General features: G+C 47.8%; 19 protein-coding genes. 9 read left to right on the plus strand and 10 right to left on the minus strand.

Going from position 1 to position 21,320, the window contains the following annotated elements:
• The first annotated feature begins 64 nt into the window (after positions 1-64).
• Entirely contained in the window at positions 65-793 is a 729-nt protein-coding gene (locus tag AKJ31_RS16380) for a redoxin family protein (RefSeq protein WP_053410166.1), read from the plus strand.
• A gap of 125 nt (positions 794-918) precedes the next feature.
• The gene (locus AKJ31_RS16385) at positions 919-2,376 is read left to right on the plus strand and encodes a dihydrolipoyl dehydrogenase (RefSeq protein WP_053410167.1); all 1,458 of its coding nucleotides are present in this window, start codon (positions 919-921) and stop codon (positions 2,374-2,376) included.
• A 45-nt stretch (positions 2,377-2,421) separates the two neighbouring features.
• Here the strand turns inward: AKJ31_RS16385 and AKJ31_RS16390 are convergent, their stop codons facing one another.
• Entirely contained in the window at positions 2,422-2,769 is a 348-nt protein-coding gene (locus AKJ31_RS16390; protein ID WP_053396533.1) for a RidA family protein, read from the minus strand.
• A gap of 67 nt (positions 2,770-2,836) precedes the next feature.
• On the opposite strand from AKJ31_RS16390, the gene AKJ31_RS16395 reads away from it, so the two are divergent.
• The gene (locus tag AKJ31_RS16395) at positions 2,837-3,091 is read left to right on the plus strand and encodes a DUF3624 domain-containing protein (protein ID WP_053410168.1); all 255 of its coding nucleotides are present in this window, start codon (positions 2,837-2,839) and stop codon (positions 3,089-3,091) included.
• A gap of 161 nt (positions 3,092-3,252) precedes the next feature.
• Here the strand turns inward: AKJ31_RS16395 and argH are convergent, their stop codons facing one another.
• The 4 genes from argH to argC all read right to left on the minus strand — a co-directional run bounded on the left by argH (position 3,253) and on the right by argC (position 8,489).
• Positions 3,253-5,127: an argininosuccinate lyase gene (gene argH / locus AKJ31_RS16400; RefSeq protein ID WP_053410169.1), complete on the minus strand. Its 1,875-nt coding sequence runs from the start codon at positions 5,125-5,127 to the stop codon at positions 3,253-3,255.
• 249 nt (positions 5,128-5,376) lie between these two features.
• Entirely contained in the window at positions 5,377-6,588 is a 1,212-nt protein-coding gene (locus tag AKJ31_RS16405) for an argininosuccinate synthase (RefSeq protein ID WP_053410170.1), read from the minus strand.
• Positions 6,589-6,670: 82 nt separating this feature from the next.
• Positions 6,671-7,462 carry an acetylglutamate kinase gene (argB, locus tag AKJ31_RS16410; protein WP_053410171.1) on the minus strand — a complete coding sequence of 264 codons (792 nt, stop codon included), beginning with the start codon at positions 7,460-7,462 and terminating at the stop codon, positions 6,671-6,673.
• A 22-nt stretch (positions 7,463-7,484) separates the two neighbouring features.
• A complete protein-coding gene (argC, locus tag AKJ31_RS16415; RefSeq protein ID WP_053410198.1) occupies positions 7,485-8,489 on the minus strand; it encodes an N-acetyl-gamma-glutamyl-phosphate reductase in 1,005 nt (334 codons plus the stop codon).
• Between the two features lie 154 nt (positions 8,490-8,643).
• On the opposite strand from argC, the gene argE reads away from it, so the two are divergent.
• The 3 genes from argE to AKJ31_RS16430 all read left to right on the plus strand — a co-directional run bounded on the left by argE (position 8,644) and on the right by AKJ31_RS16430 (position 13,622).
• Complete coding sequence (argE, locus tag AKJ31_RS16420; protein WP_053410172.1) at positions 8,644-9,780, plus strand: acetylornithine deacetylase; 1,137 nt, start codon at positions 8,644-8,646, stop codon at positions 9,778-9,780.
• A 242-nt stretch (positions 9,781-10,022) separates the two neighbouring features.
• Positions 10,023-12,656 carry a phosphoenolpyruvate carboxylase gene (gene ppc / locus AKJ31_RS16425; RefSeq protein ID WP_053410173.1) on the plus strand — a complete coding sequence of 878 codons (2,634 nt, stop codon included), beginning with the start codon at positions 10,023-10,025 and terminating at the stop codon, positions 12,654-12,656.
• Between the two features lie 426 nt (positions 12,657-13,082).
• Positions 13,083-13,622, plus strand: coding sequence for a PadR family transcriptional regulator (locus tag AKJ31_RS16430; RefSeq protein WP_053410174.1), 540 nt, complete (start codon positions 13,083-13,085; stop codon positions 13,620-13,622).
• 115 nt (positions 13,623-13,737) lie between these two features.
• On the opposite strand, the gene cysE is transcribed toward AKJ31_RS16430, so the two are convergent.
• The 5 genes from cysE to epmA form a co-directional block, all read right to left on the minus strand.
• Positions 13,738-14,559 (minus strand): serine O-acetyltransferase, encoded by an 822-nt coding sequence (gene cysE, locus AKJ31_RS16435; RefSeq protein ID WP_053410175.1) that lies wholly within the window; start codon positions 14,557-14,559, stop codon positions 13,738-13,740.
• A gap of 34 nt (positions 14,560-14,593) precedes the next feature.
• On the minus strand, positions 14,594-15,628 hold the full coding sequence (gpsA, locus tag AKJ31_RS16440) for an NAD(P)H-dependent glycerol-3-phosphate dehydrogenase (protein WP_053410176.1): 1,035 nt from the start codon (positions 15,626-15,628) through the stop codon (positions 14,594-14,596).
• 175 nt (positions 15,629-15,803) lie between these two features.
• Complete coding sequence (secB, locus tag AKJ31_RS16445; protein ID WP_053410177.1) at positions 15,804-16,274, minus strand: protein-export chaperone SecB; 471 nt, start codon at positions 16,272-16,274, stop codon at positions 15,804-15,806.
• A gap of 158 nt (positions 16,275-16,432) precedes the next feature.
• Complete coding sequence (locus tag AKJ31_RS16450; RefSeq protein WP_053410178.1) at positions 16,433-16,867, minus strand: rhodanese-like domain-containing protein; 435 nt, start codon at positions 16,865-16,867, stop codon at positions 16,433-16,435.
• 145 nt (positions 16,868-17,012) lie between these two features.
• Positions 17,013-17,984: an elongation factor P--(R)-beta-lysine ligase gene (gene epmA, locus AKJ31_RS16455; protein ID WP_053410179.1), complete on the minus strand. Its 972-nt coding sequence runs from the start codon at positions 17,982-17,984 to the stop codon at positions 17,013-17,015.
• 385 nt (positions 17,985-18,369) lie between these two features.
• Here epmA and frdA point away from each other — a divergent pair, with 385 nt between their 5' ends.
• Genes frdA through frdC form a run of 3 tightly spaced genes read left to right on the plus strand, consistent with a single transcriptional unit; the run spans position 18,370 to position 21,319 of the window.
• Complete coding sequence (gene frdA, locus AKJ31_RS16460; RefSeq protein WP_053410180.1) at positions 18,370-20,175, plus strand: fumarate reductase (quinol) flavoprotein subunit; 1,806 nt, start codon at positions 18,370-18,372, stop codon at positions 20,173-20,175.
• Positions 20,175-20,933 (plus strand): succinate dehydrogenase/fumarate reductase iron-sulfur subunit, encoded by a 759-nt coding sequence (locus AKJ31_RS16465; RefSeq protein WP_053410181.1) that lies wholly within the window; start codon positions 20,175-20,177, stop codon positions 20,931-20,933. Before frdA ends, AKJ31_RS16465 begins: the two co-directional genes overlap by 1 nt.
• Positions 20,934-20,935: 2 nt before the next feature.
• Entirely contained in the window at positions 20,936-21,319 is a 384-nt protein-coding gene (gene frdC / locus AKJ31_RS16470) for a fumarate reductase subunit FrdC (RefSeq protein ID WP_053410182.1), read from the plus strand.
• Position 21,320 lies beyond the last annotated feature (1 nt).

The following is a 21,320-nucleotide window of genomic DNA, read 5'->3' on the forward strand; positions in this document are numbered from 1 at the left end:
ATGCTGAGCAACGTACAACACAACGCTCTAGCAACGATTGATAAAAATTAAAAGGAAACTATTGATGTTTGCAACGAAAGAAGGCCAAAACGTTCCTCAAGTTACTTTCCCAACTCGCCAAGGCGACCAGTGGGTAAACGTCACAAGTGACGAACTATTCAAAAACAAGACGGTGATTGTCTTTAGCCTACCTGGCGCATTCACTCCGACTTGTTCTTCTAGCCACTTACCACGCTACAACGAGCTATTCCCTGTGTTTAAAGAACACGGCGTAGATGCAATCTTGTGTGTTTCGGTTAACGACACGTTTGTGATGAATGCGTGGAAACAAGAGCAAGAAGCAGAACACATTACTTTCATTCCAGATGGTAACGGAGAGTTCACCGATAGTATGGGTATGTTAGTCGATAAAAACGAACTGGGCTTTGGCAAACGCTCATGGCGCTACAGCATGCTGGTAAAAGACGGCGTGATTGAAAAGATGTTCATCGAACCAAATGAACCGGGTGACCCGTTCAAAGTGTCAGATGCCGATACCATGCTGAACTACATCGCACCGGACTTTAAAACCCAGGAATCGATCACTGTATTTACTAAACCGGGTTGTCCGTTTTGTGTCAAAGCGAAACAGAATTTGATTGATAAAGGTCTTCAATACGAAGAAGTGATTCTAGGAAAAGACGCGACAACCGTGAGCCTACGAGCTATCTCTGGTCGCACAACCGTTCCTCAAGTATTCATCGGCGGTAAACATATCGGCGGTAGCGAAGAACTTGAAACTTACCTAGGCTAATACTCAGAGCCCTCGGTCTTCCGGCCCAGTAATGGGTCGGTGGACCTCTTCTTTTTAGACTTCTGATTTCAAATTCATTCCTCCAAACATGCACGTCACTGGAGGGCACAACACGAGAGTCCATTATGAAGCAGCTAAACGTTGATGTCGCCATTATTGGTGGCGGTACCGCAGGCCTAGGAGCATATCGCGCCGCTAAAGCACACACGAAAAATGTCGTAATCATCGAAGGTGGACCTTATGGTACAACGTGTGCCCGCGTCGGTTGTATGCCATCAAAGCTGTTGATTGCGGCGGCGGAAAGTGTTCACCAAATTGAAAAAGCGCCGGGGTTTGGTGTTCACCCACAAGGTGAGATCAGAATCGATGGACGTGAAGTCATGGACCGAGTCAAACGTGAGCGCGACCGTTTTGTTGGATTTGTCCTAGAAAGCGTGGACGAAATCCCAGCATCAGACAAAATTTCAGGTTACGCAAAATTTGTTGACCATCACACATTGCGTGTTGATGAGCACACTGAAATCCGCGCTGAGCGAATCGTTATCGCTACGGGTTCACGTCCAGCTTACCCAGCGGTTTGGAATGAACTGGGCGACCGCCTTGTCATCAATGACGATGTATTTGATTGGGAAGATTTGCCTGAAGCAGTTGCGGTGTTTGGTCCGGGAGTGATTGGCCTCGAATTAGGGCAAGCGCTGCATCGACTCGGCGTTAAGGTTAAGTTGTTTGGCCTCGGCGGCCAAGTTGGCCCACTAACAGATCCGCAAGTGATGGCTTACGCAGACAAAGCGTTTAAGCAAGAGTTTTATCTGGATGCCGATGTCAAAGTCGAAAGCATGAAACGTCTTGATGACAGCGATAAAGTTGAGATTCAATTCATTAACCACGATGGCGAATTAGAAACCTTTATTGTTGACTACGTATTGGCCGCGACAGGACGCCGTCCAAATGTTGATAAGCTGGCCCTCGAAAACACCGAGATTGAGCTGGATGAACGCGGCGTACCGACTGCAGACCATTACACGCTGCAAACCTCGGTTGAAAATATCTTTATCGCTGGTGACGCAAGCAATCAGATCCCACTGCTGCACGAAGCGGCGGATCAGGGAAAAATTGCCGGCGACAATGCAGGACGCTACCCAGATATTCGCGCAGGCCTACGTCGCTCACCGATATCTGCGGTGTTCACTGACCCTCAAATTGCCATGGTGGGTGAAACTTACCGACAACTCGAGACGCGTTTAGGCGGTTGCGGCTGTTTTGAAACCGGTGAAGTGTCATTTGAGAATCAAGGCCGCTCACGAGTGATGCTGCGCAACCAAGGGTTATTGCACGTATACGGAGAGCACGGTACAGGCCGTTTTCTTGGCGCGGAGATGATGGGCCCGAATGCTGAGCACTTAGCGCACCTTCTGGCTTGGGCTCACCAGAACAAGATGACGATTTCAGAAATGTTGGATATGCCGTTTTATCATCCGGTAATTGAAGAAGGCGTACGCACTGCCTTACGTGACCTTAATGCGAAACTGCACCTAGGCCCAGAAATGGTGAAGCACTGTTTGGATTGCGGCCCAGGTTGTTAACCCTAAGTTCAAAAGTAAAAACGAGCCACAAGGCTCGTTTTTTGTTTATTTTTCAGCGGCAATGACCGAGATTTCAACCAGTAGTGCATCGCGAGCCATATCAGCTGTAACACATGCACGTGCTGGAGCGTGGCCTTCAGGAACCCAAGCGTCCCAAACCGCGTTCATTTCTTGAAAATACTGCATGTCTTTTAAGTAAATCGTTGCTGAAAGCATGTGCTCTTTGTCACTGCCCGCTTCCAGAAGTAATTCTTCCACTTTATCCAACATCGTTTGCGTTTGTTCGGTAATACCTTGTGTCGCGTCAGCACATACCTGACCACATAGATAAATAACACCGTTATGTTTAACGATACGACTCATACGTTGTTTAGTTTGTTGGCGTTCTATCATTTTTCTCACTTTCACATTTTGGTTGCGGTATTCTAAGAGTCGGTATGTTACAGAAATATCAAACACCATGACATGTCATAACTGTGAACAATCTCATTGGTTCTGGAAAAAGATTGGCCGTTGCCAGCGCTGCATGGATCAATTGACCGTACTTTCAGTGCTTTGTTGGATCGTTTGGTGGTTTCTCTGCCGCGATAACCCTAAAAGTATTGAGTCTATTGCGTTGATTTTTGCGGGATTTGCTTTTAACACGCTACTCGCCCTGCACCTTTGGATGCGTTTTGTCATCCTGCCATGGCGCAAACGCAGCGGTAAAAAGTAGTAGATAGAAAAAAGCCCCAAAACCAATCTCGGTCTTGGGGCTCTCTTAGATTTGTCTAAGAAAAAGCAGTGGTACTTTAATAGACCGCGCCTTTTCTCAAAGGTTCCTAAAAAATCGATGATCTTTTGGATCTTTTTTTGAAAACCTTTCTATTCAGTACGTTATGCGACGTTTGAGCGAGCGATAGCTTTCTCAACCAGATTGACCTCTAATGCGACCTCATCACAAGCATGCTGACGTGGACACTGTTCGCAGTCTTTCAGCACTTTTTCTGGTAATAAAGACTTAGACGTCGGTAAGAAGCTTTGCTTCATAAAGAACTCAGGCGTACGAGTCAAAACGAAGACCTTTTTGATCGCCATTTGGCGCGCTTTTTCGACCAAGTATTGTACGATCGCAGTGCCCTGTCCTTGGTGTTGCCACCCGGCTTCAACCCCGAGAGAGCGAATCTCCGCAAGGCCCGAATCATACACGTACAGCGATGCACAACCCGTCACTTCACCGTGATGTTCTGCTACCGCAAACGAGCCAATGTCTCTAACCAGTTCACTTCTCGAACGCGGAAGGTTTTCACCCATGTTCGCCCAGTACGTCACCATTCCCTCAAGCGCTTCAATATCGGTCAGACGCGCAGGTCGTACTTTCACGGTTGATGTATCACGCTTAATCAAACGCGACTCTGCCTGCTCAACCGCGTACGCGACTTGTTTTGGAGACACGCCGCCTAATGCGCTACGTTTCTCTAAACACGAATCGATAGTCAAAATCTCGTAGACGTCCGCTTCAATCACTGGAGAAAATTCTTTCAGCTCGGCAATCGATAGCTCTTCGAGCGCGCAGCCCTTCGCAATCGCACCGACAACCGCGACGCCGACAATATGGTGTGCTTCACGGAAAGGAATACCTTTTGCCACCAAGTAGTCCGCCAACTCGGTTGCGTTCGCGTAACCTTGTTTTGCCGCTTCCAATGTACGTTCGCCGTTGACTTTGATCCCGTCAAAACACAGCGCCGCCATTTCCATACAGTCGTTCCACGTATCCAGCGCGTCAAACAGACCTTCTTTGTCTTCCTGCATGTCCTTGTTGTAAGCCAGCGGTAACGCTTTTACCGTCATCATCATCGCCGCGAGTGAACCATAAACGCGTCCCGTTTTACCACGGATAAGCTCTAGCGCGTCTGGGTTCTTTTTCTGTGGCATCAGCGACGAACCTGATGTAACGGTATCGGCTAACTCGATGAAGTTAGATTCACCCGAGTTGTAGAAAATCATGTCTTCAGCGAGGCGTGACAAATGCAGCATTGAGATCGATGCAACCGACATCAGTTCCATCACATGGTCACGGTCAGAAACAGAATCGAGAGAGTTGCGAGTTGCTCGGCGGAAACCCAAATTGTGAGCCAGTTTCTCACGGTCGATTGGGTACGCGGTACCGGCTAACGCGCCGGAACCCAACGGACAAGTATCCAAACGTTCAATCGCATCGTGCAGACGTGAGTAGTCACGTTCAAACATTTCAACATAAGCCAAACACCAGTGAGCAAACGTGACTGGCTGAGCGCGTTGCAAGTGGGTATAACCCGGCAGTACGGTGCCTCGATGCTGTCTCGCTACTGACACCATTTGCGACTGCAGACGGTCGAGCGCCATGAGTAGTTGTTGACCCTGCTGGCGACACCACAGTTTGAGGTCTGTCGCGACTTGGTCGTTACGTGAACGACCCGTGTGAAGCTTTTTGCCTAAATCACCCACTTTGCTGATCAATTGCTGTTCCACCCACGAGTGGATATCTTCAGCGTCAGAGCGCAAAATCTGATGAGGATCTTCCATCACTTCGAGTTTCAGCTCATTCAGTGCTAACTCGAGTTTTTGCTGCTCTTCTTCACTCAGCACATTCACAGACAATAGTGCTTTTGACCAAGCTATTGAGCCAACAATATCTTGCTCAGCCAATCGGTAATCGAAGCGCAATGAATCGTTGAATTCTTTGAATCTAGTATCTGCTGCTTGGGTAAATCTTCCGCCCCATAATGCCATTGCGTATCTCCTGATTACCAGTGCTCACTGCTGCTACTGGCAGTGACTTTACCTATACAATCTCTGAATGAAATTCAGTATTCTTTTGATGGGTTCAAAGTTACGGCAATTCCAGACAAAAATAAAGTATTAATTCATTATTTTTACATATTTATTCAAAGGGTTTTTGTCCAGTTTTCTGTACGCTAAAAACGACAAAACCCACCTTTTAAAGGTGGGTTTTACTCAGTAGCAAGAGCTCAGAGATGACTATTTCTGGCTATTTAGCGCACGGATGCGGCTCGATAGAGAGTAAAGGCGGATAAAGCCACCAGCATGGCTGTGATCGTATACGTCATCATCACCGAAAGTTGCAAACTCTTCTGAGTACAAGCTGTTATCAGAACGTTTTTGCGTCACTGTCGCCTGACCTTTGTAGAGTTTTACTACAACTTCACCGTTAACGTCTTGTGCTAACTCTTCAGAAGCGGCAAGGATAGACTTACACAGTGGCGTAAACCAACGGCCGTCGTAAACCAAGTGTGACGCTTTTAAGCCAAGTTCTTCGCGGAACTCAAATGATGATTTATCCAACACCAGTTGTTCAACTGCGCGTAGAGCTTCCATCATGATAGTGCCCCCTGGAGTTTCGTAACAACCACGAGACTTCATACCCACAAGACGGTTTTCTACGATATCGATACGACCGACACCATGTTTTGAACCTTTGTCATTCAGGTAAACTAGCGCGTTGTATGGTGTCATTTTCTCACCGTCAACCGCGACCACTTCGCCTTTTTCTACTTGTAGAGTGACGTATTCAGCTTCGTTTGGCGCTTGCTCTGGGTCAACTGTCCATACCCAACAGTCTTCGTTTGGCGCATTCCACGTATCTTCCAGCACACCACCTTCTGTTGAGATGTGCCATGCGTTTGCGTCACGCGAGTAAATTTTGGTTAGCGATGCGCTACACGGGATGTTGCGCTCTGCTAGGTAATCGAGACACTCTTCACGGCTGACAAGGTCCCACTCACGCCAAGGCGCAATCACGTGTAGGTCTGGGGCAAGTGCGGCAAACGCACCTTCAAAACGTACTTGGTCGTTACCTTTACCAGTACAACCATGACACAGTGCATCAGCACCAACTTTACGTGCTACTTCAACCTGTGCTTTGGCGATGATAGGACGTGCCATTGAAGTACCCAGTAGGTATTTACCTTCGTAGTACGCACCTGTCTTCAACGTCGGGTAGATGTAATCTGCTACCATCTCTTCTTTCAGGTCAACGACGTAGCATTCTGATGCGCCCGACGCTTTTGCTTTTTCTTCGATACCGATCAGTTCTTCTTCGCCCTGACCAACATCAGCAACAAATGCAACCACTTCACAGTCATAGTTCTCTTTCAACCATGGAATGATTACCGAGGTGTCCAGACCGCCAGAGTATGCGACAACTACTTTATTTACTTCTACTTTGCTCATCTTCTTTTCTCCAAAATCCCGGCGCTGCGCTTGGCGGTCAGTGCTACGGGTACTTCCTATTAATTCTGTATTTTCTTAACGCTTATTGCGGTAAGAACTGTGTTCCAATGCTTTGTCCAGCGAATAGCTCAGCGAGTTTTTCTGGGTAACGCCATGTCGCCACTTCAATTGGGCGACCTAGGTCGTTTGCCGCTTCTAGTGCTGCATTCACTTTGACGATCATGCCGTCGGTAATCACGTGGCCCTTAATTAAGGCTTCCGCTTGCGACTGGTTGAGGCTTTTGATCAAATGACCTTTGCCATCCAGTACACCGCTCACGTCTGAAAGCAGTACCAATTCAGCGTCTAACGCTCCCGCTACGGCAACCGCCGCTTGGTCGGCATTGACGTTCATCATCTGGCCGTCATCGGTGAGGCCGATTGAGCTGATGATTGGCAACGCACCCGCTGACAAAATTGCCTGTAGCACGTCTGACTTACCTGGTGTTGCCTTGCCCACGGCACCCAACTCTGGGTCAAGTTCTGTAACCTGGCACAAGCCACCGTCCGCTAGACTTAATCCCACTGCATTCAAACCATCTTTGATAGCTTGACCTTGCAGCATCTTGTTCGCTGTACCTGCAAGCGCACCAGCGATGACGCCAATTTGATCGTAAGGCGTTACACGTAGACCATCTTTCTTCACTGTTGGCAGTTGAAGCTGGGTCATTAGATCGTCCACCAGATAACCTCCCCCGTGGACGATCACAATTCGTCGCTGAGCCTGAGCTTGATACTCGGCAATCGCGCCAAATACCTTACTTAGAGTCTCAGAACACGACAGCGCTGCGCCGCCTAATTTGATCACTAATGGAGTTTGATTGTTATCTGTCATCACTTTTCCTTTGCCTACTCGCTTATACAAGGGCAGTTAATTCTGGAAATCCGAAGTGGATGTTTAAACATTGCATCGCTTGACTCGATGCGCCTTTTAGCAAGTTATCGATCGCAGAGACCACGATGATATGCTCGCCTTGCACCTTCCAGCCGATATCGCAGAAAGGCGTATTCTCAACGTTTTGAATGCTTGGCAGTTCGTCCGTCAATAAACGTACTGCTGGTTTACCTTGGTAAGCCGATTCAAATGCGTCTTTTACTTGTTGCTCAGTGGCACCTTTAGCCAACTTCATCGTGATAGTCGCTAAGATGCCTCTTTTGAAATTGCCTAGATGTGGCGTGAAGATGACATCACAGCCAAGATGCGTGGCAATTTCTGGTTGATGACGGTGGCTAAACACACCGTAGGGTTTTAAGCTCACTTCGCAAAAGCTGTTGTTCAGCGTCGCTTTTCTGCCAGCGCCTGAAACCCCACTGGTCGCGTTGATCACTGGCCATTGCGCCGTATCAATCAAGCCACTTTCTAATAGCGGTTTGACCGCCAATTGAGACGCGGTTGGGTAACAACCTGGCACTGCCACTAACTGGCTCTGCTTCACCTGCTCTGCGTTCCATTCAGCCAAGCCATATGCAGAATTATCGAGTAAAACGTCATATTTATGCTCAAAGCCGTAATATTTCGGATAAAAGCCTTCTTGTTTAACGCGGAATGCGCCTGATAAGTCAAACACCTGGCAACCCTGAACCAAGAACGACTGAGCAAGGTCATGGCTCACCTCATGCGCGGTCGCGAAAAACGCGACATCGCACTCTTTTGCAACTTTCTCAACATCAACTAATGGTTCGACTGCTACGTCAACCAGCCCAGCTAGCTTGCGGTGCAGTTGTGAAATGCTTTTTCCTGCGTCAACACTATTGGCGGAAACATATAAACCTGATAGCGTGAGTTCAGGGTGTTTGTGCACCATAAGCGCAAGTTCTGCTCCGGTATAACCAGTTGCGCCAATGATCGTGGTTTTCAGCATTTCAGACATCCATTTTCGTTGAAAAACGCCACTCAAATAGTGACTACAAATTTACTAAAACACAGCTTTTAACGGTTTTTTATTCATCAAAAGTGATTTATTATGTGTTTTACCTTCTTAGCGAATTTATGTCAACAGGGAAAGTAAACTAAATATGCAATTACCTAGTTTTAAAGAGGTCTACAGCGGCCTTATTTCTACCTCTTCAATTAGCTCTACTGACCCGAGTTGGGATGAAGGAAATGCGCAAGTAATTGAAAAGCTAGCGACATGGTTAAAAGACGTCGGTTTTAGTGTCGAAGTCACCGAGGTTGAAGCTGGCAAACTCAACCTGATCGCGAAAAAAGGCAGCGGCGAGGGAGGACTACTTCTGGCGGGGCACAGCGACACCGTACCGTTTGACGAAGGACGTTGGAACTTCAATCCTCATCAATTGACCGAAGCGAACAATCGTTTTTATGGGTTAGGGACTGCGGATATGAAAGGTTATTTCGCCTTTATTATAGAAGCGGTAAAAAAGGTCGATTGGAGCAAACAAACCAAGCCACTCTATGTTTTAGCAACTTGTGACGAAGAAACCACCATGTTGGGCGCACGCCATTTCACTGAAAATGCGCCATTTAAACCGGATTACTGCATTATTGGTGAGCCAACGAGCCTAGTTCCGATTCGCGGACACAAAGGTCATGTGGCGAACGCTATTCGTGTTACAGGCAAATCTGGGCATTCTTCGGATCCTGCTTTGGGCGTCAATGCCATCGAGATCATGCACGAAGTGCTGTTTGCGCTCATGAAACTCAGAGATAAATTGATCAAAGAATACCATCACCCGGGTTTTGCGATTCCAAGCCCTACTTTGAATTTGGGGCATATCCATGGTGGTGACAGTGCCAACCGAATCTGCGGCTGCTGTGAATTGCACTATGATGTGCGCCCATTGCCGGGCATCAGCTTGGATGGGTTGGACAACATGCTGAGGGGCGCACTGAAAGAGGTCGAAGCCAAATGGCCAGGACGCGTTGAGATCACACCGCTACACGAGCCGATTCCGGGGTATGAGTGCCAGCATGACCATCCGTTTATTGGTGGTGTGGAAGAGATCTGTGGTCTTGACTCCCAGACGGTTAATTACTGTACCGAAGCGCCATTCCTACAGCAGTTATGTCCAACACTGGTACTTGGTCCTGGTTCGATTGACCAAGCGCACCAGCCAGACGAATTTTTGGCATTTGAATTTATCGACCCAACCATCAATGTGCTGTCAAAAGCAATGTACAAATACTGCTTCTAGCCCTACTCAAGGTCATCGTGAGTGCGATGACCTTTGCTTGAGTACTCGGCCCATCTCGATATTGATTTTGTAATAAAATTTCAGCAACTTTGACTAAAAATCGTTGCTTACTAAATTTGTGTCTAGTTGAACAATATTTGCAAACTTTGCATGCGATAATTGACTCGAAGCAACATTTTTCGCTAGATTGGTTACCGAACAAAAGAACATTGGATGTAATTTTTTTACAAGGCAGGACGACAATGAATGAGAAATACTCTGCACTCAGAAGCAACGTGAGCATGCTGGGACATTTGCTCGGTAACACCATCAAGGATGCACACGGTGAAGAGCTTCTAGAGAAAGTAGAAACGATCCGTAAACTTTCCAAGTCGGCTCTCGCAGGCAATCAATCAGACCGAGAAAGCTTGATTGAGGAAATTAAGAGCCTGCCTAATGATCAGCTCACCCCAGTCGCACACGCATTCAACCAGTTTTTGAATCTGACCAACATGGCCGAGCAATACCATACGATTTCTCGCCATTGTGACGCACACGTCTGTGAGCCGGACGCGATCAATTCTCTATTCTCCAAGCTGAGCCAAAACAAAATCGGCAAACTGGATACGGCTCAGGCGGTTCGCGATCTCAACATTGAACTGGTACTGACAGCTCACCCGACAGAGATCACCCGTCGCACGATGATCCACAAGCTGGTTAAGATTAACAAATGTCTGTCAAAACTAGAGCTTAGCGACCTATCGCCAAAAGAGCGCCAAAAGACAGAGCGCCGCCTAGAGCAGTTAATCGCACAAAGCTGGCATTCAGATACCATTCGTAAGCAACGCCCAACCCCGCTAGATGAAGCGAAATGGGGCTTTGCTGTAGTAGAAAACTCACTTTGGGAAGCGGTACCAGATTTCCTTCGTGAAATGGACGTTCGCCTGAAAGACTACCTCGGTGAAGGTCTGCCGATTGATGCGCGCCCTGTACACTTTTCCTCTTGGATGGGCGGAGACCGAGACGGTAACCCATTCGTGACACACACAGTCACTCGTGAAGTGATGTTGTTGTCTCGCTGGAAAGCTGCAGACCTATACCTAAGTGACGTTAATGAACTCGTCAGCGAACTATCGATGACGCGTTGTAATGACGCGGTACGCGCGTTGGCGGGTGAAGACGAGCACGAACCTTACCGCGCGGTATTAAAAGGCCTACGCTCACTGCTGACCGAAACCAAAGAGATTCTGGACGCTAAGATTAACGGCCAGAAGCTGGCGGTCAAAGCGCCGCTTCAACGTGTAGAGCAGCTTTGGGAGCCACTATACGCGTGTTACCAATCGCTGCACGAGTGCGGTATGGGTATTATTGCCGACGGTTCGCTGCTTGATACGCTACGTCGAATCAAAGCATTTGGTGTGCATCTGGTGCGTCTGGATATTCGCCAAGAAAGTACTCGCCACTCAGACGTACTTTCTGAGCTGACTCGTTACCTAGGTATCGGCGATTACGACCAGTGGAGCGAGCAAGACAAGATTGCTTTTCTGACCAACGAACTGGCATCGAAACGCCCACTGCTACCTCGCGACTGGCAACCATCAGAGCCGGTTAAAGAGGTTTTGGATACCTGTAAGATTATTGCTCTGCAACCACGTGAAGCGTTTGGTGCTTACGTAATTTCAATGGCGCGTACTGCCTCTGACGTTCTGGCGGTTCACCTATTGCTGCAAGAATCAGGCTGTCCTTACCGCATGGACGTGTGTCCACTGTTCGAAACGCTAGACGACTTGAACAATGCAGAGTCAGTGATCAAACAACTGATGAGCATCGACCTCTACCGCGGCTTTATCCAAAACCACCAAATGGTGATGATCGGTTATTCCGACTCAGCCAAAGATGCAGGCGTTATGTCTGCGGGCTGGGCGCAATACCACGCGATGGAATCATTGGTGAAAGTGGCCGAAGAAGAAGGCGTTGAACTGACGCTATTCCACGGCCGTGGCGGTACGATTGGCCGTGGTGGTGCCCCGGCACACGCAGCACTACTGTCTCAGCCACCGAAGAGCCTGAAAGGCGGCCTGCGCGTAACAGAGCAAGGTGAAATGATCCGCTTTAAGCTTGGTCTGCCAGAAGTCGCGGTCAACAGCTTTAACCTGTACGCAAGTGCAATCCTTGAAGCAAACCTACTGCCACCACCAGAGCCAAAACAAGAATGGCGCGACCTAATGAACGTGCTGTCAGAGGTGAGCTGCGAAGCCTACCGTAAAGTGGTACGTGGCGAGCCGGACTTTGTTCCTTACTTCCGCCAAGCAACGCCTGAGCTGGAACTCGGTAAACTACCATTGGGTTCACGCCCAGCGAAGCGTAATCCAAACGGCGGCGTAGAAAGCCTGCGTGCGATTCCTTGGATTTTCTCGTGGAGCCAAAACCGTCTGGTACTGCCAGCATGGCTTGGGGCAGGTGAAGCGATTCAATACTCAGTCGATAAAGGCCATCAAGCACTACTGGAAGAGATGTGTCGTGAGTGGCCATTCTTCTCGACTCGCCTAGGTATGCTAGAGATGGTGTACACCAAGTGTAACCTAGAGATCTCGCGCTACTACGACGAACGCCTTGCCGATCCTAAGTTGCTACCACTGGGTGACCGTCTACGTGAACAGCTTCAGAAAGACATTAAGTCGGTACTGAACGTAGAGAACAACGAGAACCTAATGCAAAGCGACCCTTGGGGTCAGGAATCGATCCGTCTACGTAACATCTATGTAGAGCCTCTCAACATGCTTCAAGCCGAATTGCTCTATCGTACGCGCCAGACTGAAGAAACCTCTTCTGAGCTGGAAGAAGCGTTGATGGTCACGATTGCCGGCATCGCTGCGGGCATGCGAAATACAGGTTAACGGACTAGTTATCCAAATACTAAGGTTGGCATCATCGCCAACCTTTTTTTATAGCTATCACTTGCACTTGATTATTTTGCAGTCAATCAATCTAATATAAGAACAATTAATACCATTTTGCAGAATCTATATCTGATACTTTAGTTTATTTAGGAAATCATAAGTTTTTTGGTATATTTTGTCCTTCTATTCCACTTTATGCTTATTATTTAGATATACTACTCGCCCTCTGCACTACTTATAAAAATATCCACAGTGCAGCACTTCGATACTATGTATATCGATCTAGGTGATAAACGGCTTTTTTAAGGTGACATGGCCAACTTTGTTGGCGCTGCTTAAACAACCACTGATGACAAGTGCCATAGAAGCACAACAGTACCTAAGCAGTTAATTTTGTTTATTAACCAAATTTGGATTGAAGACATGTCATTACCACACGTTATTCTCACAGTTCTTAGCACACGCGATGCAACTGGTTACGATATCACTAAAGAGTTTTCCGCTACCATCGGCTACTTTTGGAAAGCGAGCCACCAGCAAGTTTACCGCGAGCTCAACAAAATGGCTCAAAACGAGTTGGTTACTTGTGTATTGGAGCCTCAAGAAGGCAAACCAGACCGTAAAGTTTATTCCATCACTGACGCCGGCCGTACTGCGCTTGGCGAGTGGTTCGATCAACCGACAGCACACCCAACAGTGCGTGATGAGTTTTCAGCAAAACTCATGGCTTGCGCTGTACAACCTTCAGAACCTTTCCGCGTGCAATTGGCGGAGCTGGTCGAAGAATCACGTAAATTGGTAGCTCACTACCAAGAAATTGAAAACGCTTACTACTCTTCAGCTTCAACGCTAGACAAACAGCAACGTTTAGAACGCCTAACACTGCGTCGTAACCTGTTGATTCGTCAAGCTTGGATCGAGTGGGCAGAAGAAGTTCTTGTTGAACTGAATTCTATGGCTTAATCACTGAACATCAATGCCCTAATAGAAACCATCACTTTGCTTTCTATTGCTGGCACCAAACAAAAAGAGCTAACCCAAGGGTTAGCTCTTTTTTTATCAAAATCTTTAGCTGAGGCTAGATTCCATCACCGCCGATAAAGCTTTGCGACTTGCCGTTAAACTGCTGGTCCATATCCAGAGATGGCTTATCGGTTTTAGGACGACCAACAATCTTCGCTGGAACACCCGCAACCGTGGTGTGTGCAGGTACGGGTTGCAATACCACAGAGCACGAACCAATCTTCGCCCCTTCTCCCACTTCGATGTTGCCTAGGATCTTAGCCCCAGCACCGATCATCACGCCTTCGCGGATTTTCGGGTGACGGTCTCCGCACTCTTTACCGGTACCACCCAACGTCACGTCCTGTAGAATCGATACGTCATTCTCAACCACTGCGGTCTCACCGATCACAATCCCAGTAGCGTGGTCGAGCATGATGCCGCGACCAATACGCGCCGCCGGGTGAATATCCACTTGGCAGGCAACAGAAATCTGGTTTTGTAGATATGTCGCCAGCGCAATACGCCCTTGACGCCATAGCCAGTTTGCTACTCGGTAGCCTTGTAAAGCGTGGTAGCCTTTGAGGTAAAGCAGCGGCATCGAATACATGGAAACCGCCGGATCTCGATTCACCGTTGCACAGATATCACAAGCCGCTGCTTCCGTGATCGTTGGGTCAGCATTGAATGCCTCTTCAACCACTTCACGTACTGCCATTGCTGGCATAGACGCAGTGTTTAGCTTGTTGGCAAGAATATAACTCAATGCTGAAGCCAAGCTATCATGTTTAATAATCGTCGCATGATAAAAGCTTGCCAACATTGGCTCTTGTTCGGAGAGCTCTCTTGCTTCTCGAACGATCGCTTGCCAGACTTTCTGTTTTTCGCAATGTTTCATCAATATCCCTAATCCCTAGATGTTGCGTTCGCGGTTATGCTTCTGCTTTCTTATCTCGTGCCAGCAGATCTTTTGCTGCCAGTCTTGCATCCTTTCCTTGATACAATACTTGATAAATTTGGTCAACAATCGGCATCTCTACGCCCATGCGCTGCGCCAACAACCACACCTCTTTTGTGTTGCGGTAACCTTCCACCACCTGACCGATTTCAGTCTGTGCGGTATCAACGTCTTTGCCCTGACCTAACGCCAAACCAAAGCGACGGTTGCGTGATTGGTTATCTGTACATGTTAGTACCAAGTCGCCTAATCCCGCCATGCCCATAAAGGTTTCAGTTTGCGCACCGAGTGCAGCACCCAGACGAGTCATTTCGGCCAAACCACGAGTAATCAACGCAGTACGCGCGTTTGCGCCAAAGCCAATGCCGTCAGACATACCTGCGCCAATCGCAATCACGTTCTTCACCGCGCCGCCAAGCTGCATGCCGACAAAATCGCTATTGGCGTAAACTCGGAAGGTTTTGCTGCAGTGGATTTTCTCTTGTAGGTCAGCGACAAACTGAGCATCAGGGGACGCAACTGAAATCGCTGTCGGCATTCCCATCGCCAGTTCTTTCGCAAATGTCGGACCAGACAACACCGCCAACGAGTAACCTTCGCCGATCGCATCGTGTGCGACATCTTTTAGTAGTCGACCCGTTTCTGGCTCTAGACCTTTGGTTGCCCAACAGATACGTGAGTCTTCGCGCAAGAAAGGTTTGACGTTATTGAGCACGATACCAAACACATGGCTCGGTACTACAACCAATAAGTCACGGCTTGCTTGTACTGCTTTCTCAAGGTCCGATTCGACAATTAACGATTCTGGAAAATCGATACCAGGTAAAAACTCATGGTTTGAGCGGTCGGCTTCAAGACGAGCCATATGTTCAGGTTCGTGTCCCCAAATCACCACATTCGCACCATTACGAGCCAACGAAATCGCTAACGAAGTTCCGTATGAACCAGCACCCAGTACTGTCATCGAAATCTCTTTGCCGTAAGCATTCTTGCTATTTTTATCTGTCATTGTTCCGCCTGATTGTCGTTAATTGACTAGAATTCAGTTCTTAGCACCCAGCAAGCTATTAGGGGCATTAAGAGTTGAACTCTGAGGGTTAGTTTAAAACAAAAAATGCACATCGCATCGTTATCATAGATGCTCTGTGCATTTTTTCACTCGCTGATGATTCAGAGCGAGCTAATTACGCTTCAGCTTGGCCTTCGCCTTGTGCAGCTTGCTGCTGTAGGTAGTTCATAAACAGAGCATCAAAGTTAACTGGTGCTAGGTTTAGTTGAGGGAACGTACCTTTAACCACTAGGCTAGAGATAGTTTCGCGAGCGTATGGGAATAGGATGTTCGGGCAGAACGCACCTAGGCAGTGTGCTAGTTGACCCGCTTCCATTTTCTCAGCGGTGAAGATACCACCTTGCTGAACTTCACATAGGAATGCCGTTTCTTCAGCGTTTTTCACTGTCACTGTCAGACGTAGAACCACTTCGTAAACACCTTCGCCTAATTCACGGCTTTGTGTGTCTAAGTCTAGCTTCACATCTGGGTTCCATTCTTTTTGGAACATAGTTGGTGAGTTAGGCGCTTCGAAAGATACATCTTTCAGGAAGATACGTTGAATTGCGAAGTTTTGCGCTTCTTGTTGTGGTGCTGCTTCAGCCATTTTAAAAATCCTTTAATCCTTGAATTACGTGTCTGCTTCGAGACTAACCGAGAGACGTTTTGAAGACTAGGTTTCCACTAAAAATCGTGGGAGTGTTCACATCTCTCTCAGTCAAACGCTGATTTTTCAATCAGCGTTTCAGGTATTCGGTGAGTGAATTACTTTTTGCCTTTCACTAGCGGTAGGTTCGCTTCGTTCCAAGCAATCAGACCATTCTTAAGCACGCTGACTTTTTCAAAGCCCGCTTTAGCTAATAGGTTAGCGCTCTCTTGAGCTGTCTGACCTGACTTACATACCACGATGATTGGGTCAGATTTATGGTTTTCAAGGTTACCAAAGCTACCTGCTTTAATATCAGAAGGTAAAATGTGAAGTGCATCGGTAATATGACCTTTGCGGTATTCATCCTTCGTACGGATGTCGACGACTACACCGTTTTCGCGGTTTAGCAGAGTCGTTACTTCTGAAACGGTGATTTCTTTATACGCAGCGGTGGCTGACTTCACGATGCTCGCGATAAGGGCAATCAATAGACCTACCCATACCAGAGATAGAATCATGTTCTCTTGAAAAAATGCGATGTACTCTTGCATGTCCTGTGCTCTTCGATGATAGCGCTGCCCTCCAACTTGCAGGAAATAAGCAGCGCTAGGCTAAAATTCAGATTGGGAGTATAACGAGGATGGAGTGCCTACGCGAGTCAAAAGCACTCAGAATAAGAATCTGTTGCACATTTCCTTACGCACGAGGGAAAGGAAATGCGGTAACTTGATCAATATGATCGCAACCCAATGACAGCATAATCAGACGATCAATCCCCAACGCCACGCCCGCGCAATCCGGCAACCCCGCCTTAAGCGCTTCAATCAGATGATAGTCAATAGGCTGAGGCGCAAGCCCCATTTCTTCGCGCTTGAGGTTGTCCTCTTCAAAACGTTTGAGTTGCTCAGCCGGATTGTCGAGCTCGTGGAAACCATTCGCTAATTCGATGCCCTTAAAGTAGACCTCAAAGCGATCCGCGACTCTTGGGTCTTGGGGGTTAATCTTTGCCAAGGCGGCTTGCGATGCAGGAAAATCAAACACAAATGCTGGCACATCCAGGCCGATTTTGCCCTCTACGCCGATACTAAACAGCAGTTGCAATAAAGTGTCACGGTCTTGCTCTGGCTCAGCAATATCGCTTAAACCCAACTCGGCAGCCACGCGTTTAAGCTCAGTCATACTCGCTTCAAGCGGACAAACACCAAGTACCGTGAGAAATGCCTGTTGATAGCTCATGCGCTGCGCATCGCCGCAACCAAGCACAAGCTGCAAAAGTTCGTCCATTTCATCCATCAACTGATGGTGGTCAAAACCAACCCGGTACCACTCAAGCATCGTAAACTCTGGGTTATGGTAACGACCGTTTTCTTCATTACGGAAAGACTTACAGATCTGATAAATACAGCCACTGCCTGCGGCTAATAGCCTTTTCATATGGAACTCAGGACTGGTCATAAAATACAGTTTACGCCCATCAGCGTAACCCGGACCGACGAATTCAGTTTGGAAAGTATGCAGATGGATATCGGTCACCGTGGCGTGACTCATCGCTGGTGTGTCTACCTCTAGCACATCTCTATTGGCAAAAAACTGACGAATGGTTTGGATAACCTTCGCCCTTGATTTTAACTGCTCGATACTTGCCGTCGGCTGCCAGTTCATACTCATACCTCAAACACATAAATTTCGGCAAAAGTACCATTATTGGAAGGCTTTGCAAGCAGAGTTTTTGTTACCAACAAGCGCAAATTTCACGTATTACAGCCAATAATCATCAGCGAGCGTTATTGATAATTCAACTCTCTACCCAACAAGCGCAACATCTTTGTAACAGCGGTAGTTTAAGGCAAAAATCCGCCAGAGACATGTGCCGTGATAGCTATCACATATCCTATATTTTTTATGCCTTTATATGCATTTCCGGAGCAAAAACCTAAATACGTCAATTTTTCTATCATGGTGCTCTTCTACACTAACCCTACCACTTTTGGGGTGTTCCCCGAATTAACAATAACAAGCGGACTCTTCCGCAATTTCACACTGGAGGATAACTGTGCAAATTATCACCACAGATATCGCAGTAATCGGCGCTGGCGGCGCTGGTCTTCGAACTGCTATTGCAGCGGCTGAAGCAAACCCTGACTTAGAAGTTGCACTGATTTCTAAAGTTTACCCAATGCGTTCACATACCGTGGCAGCAGAAGGTGGCTCGGCGGCAGTTATCAAGGATGAAGACAGCTTAGACAACCACTTCAACGATACCGTTGGCGGTGGTGACTGGCTGTGTGAACAGGATGTTGTTGAATATTTTGTAGAAAACGCGACTCGCGAAATGATCCAGATGGAGCAATGGGGCTGCCCATGGAGTCGTAAAGAAAACGGTGAAGTTAACGTTCGTCGTTTTGGTGGTATGAAAGTAGAGCGTACATGGTTTGCTGCGGATAAAACCGGCTTCCATATGCTTCACACCCTATTCCAAACGTCAATGAAGTACCAAAACATCAAACGTTTTGACGAGTACTTCGTTGTTGACCTAATCGTTGACGACGGTGAAGTGCAAGGTCTGATTGCGATTCACATGTCAGAAGGTGAGCTGGTTACGATCAAAGCGAAGTCTGTGGTACTAGCAACGGGTGGAGCAGGTCGTGTTTACCACTGCAACACCAACGGCGGTATCGTAACAGGCGACGGCATGGCGATGGCGTACCGTCACGGCGTTCCTCTACGTGATATGGAGTTCGTTCAATACCACCCAACTGGTCTTCCAGGTACAGGTATCCTGATGACCGAAGGTTGTCGTGGTGAAGGCGGTATCATCGTCAACAAGAACGGCTACCGTTACCTACAAGATTACGGCATGGGTCCTGAAACTCCAGTGGGTCAGCCAAAGAACAAATACATGGAACTGGGTCCACGTGACAAAGTTTCTCAAGCTTTCTGGCACGAACAGCAGAAAGGCAACACCATCAAGCACCCTCTTGGTGATGTGGTACACCTTGATCTTCGCCACTTGGGTGAAGAATACCTGCAAGAACGTCTACCGTTCATCTGCGAACTGGCAAAAGCGTACGTTAACGTTGATCCAGCGAAAGAGCCAATTCCAATCCGTCCTACGGTTCACTACACCATGGGTGGTATCGAAACCGACCAACAATGTGAAACTCGCATTAAAGGTCTGTTCGCGGTTGGTGAATGTGCTTCTGTGGGTCTGCACGGCGCAAACCGTCTTGGTTCTAACTCACTCGCAGAGTTCGTCGTATTTGGTCGCGTTGCAGGTGAACAAGCGGTTCAGCGTGCAGCAGAATTCAAAGGCTGGAACGACGCTGCTATTGAAGCGCAAGTGAAAGCGGTTGAAGCACGCATCAAAGCACTGATGAATCAAGAAGGCGACGAGAACTGGGCCGACATCCGTACTGAAATGGGTCACACCATGGAAGCAGGCTGTGGTATCTACCGCCAAGAAGATCTGATGCAAGCAACCATCGATAAGATCACTGAGCTTAAAGAACGTTACAAACGCATCAGCATCAAAGATAAAGGCAAAGTGTTCAACACTGATCTTCTGTATGCAATCGAAGTCGGTTACGGCCTAGAAGTAGCAGAAGCGATGGTTCACTCTGCGATCCTACGTAAAGAATCTCGCGGTGCGCACCAACGTCTAGACGACGGTTGCACTGAGCGTGACGACGTGAACTTCCTGAAACACTCGCTTGCTTTCTACCAGCCAGATGCAGCGCCTAGCATTGACTACAGCAAAGTGACTATCACTAAGTCTCAACCTAAAGCGCGTCTATACGGTGAAGCTGCAGAAAAAGCCGCAGCGGAAGAAGCAGCGAAGAACGCAGAGGAGCAAGCATAATGTCAGCAAACCGCATCCAGAAAGTCGACATTCTGCGTTATGACCCAGAGAAAGACGCAGAGCCGCATTTACAAACCTTCGAAGTGCCATTCGATGAGACTATGTCTGTACTCGACGCAATTGGTTACATCAAAGATAACCTAGACAAAGACCTCTCTTACCGCTGGTCTTGTCGTATGGCGATCTGTGGTTCGTGCGGCATCATGGTCAATGGCGTGCCTAAGCTCGCGTGTAAGAGCTTCTTACGTGACTACCCAAATGGTCTGAAAATCGAACCGTTAGCGAACTTCCCGATTGAGAAAGATTTGATCGTCGATATGACGCCGTTTATCGAACGTCTTGAAGCGATCAAACCTTACATCATCGGTAACGACCGCAAACCAGAAGACGGCACTAACCTACAAACCCCTGAGCAAATGGCGAAGTACAAACAATTTGCGGGTTGTATCAACTGCGGTCTTTGTTACGCAGCGTGTCCACAATTTGGCTTGAACCCTGAGTTTATTGGTCCTGCGGCGCTAACACTGGCACACCGCTACAACCTAGACAGCCGTGACAACGGTAAAGCAGAACGTATGAAGCTGATTAACGGCGACAACGGCGCTTGGGGTTGTACGTTCGTTGGTTACTGTTCTGAAGTTTGTCCGAAGAGCGTAGACCCAGCAGCAGCGGTTAACCAAGGTAAAGTTGAATCTTCAATGGACTTCGTGATTGCGATGCTGAAGCCTGATGGCAAACCAGTAAAAGAGGAGGCATAAGGATGAGTAATCGTAAACCTTACGTTCGTGAAGTAAAACGCACTTGGTGGAAAGATCATCCGTTCTATCGCTTCTACATGCTACGTGAAGCAACGGTTCTTCCTCTGATCCTATTTACGATCTTCCTGACTTTCGGTCTGGGTTCGTTGGTTAAAGGTCCTGAAGCATGGCAAGCATGGCTTGGTTTTATGGCGAATCCGGTTGTAGTTGCGATCAACATCGTTGCTCTAGCTGGCAGCCTACTGCACGCACAGACATTCTTTAGCATGATGCCGCAAGTTATGCCTATCCGCCTAAAAGGCAAGCCAGTAGATAAGAAAGTTATCGTACTGACTCAATGGGCTGCTGTGGCGTTTATCTCGCTGATTGTTCTTGTTGTGGTGTAAG

Source organism: Vibrio hepatarius (assembly GCF_001274785.1).
Taxonomy (GTDB): Bacteria; Pseudomonadota; Gammaproteobacteria; order Enterobacterales; family Vibrionaceae; genus Vibrio; species Vibrio hepatarius.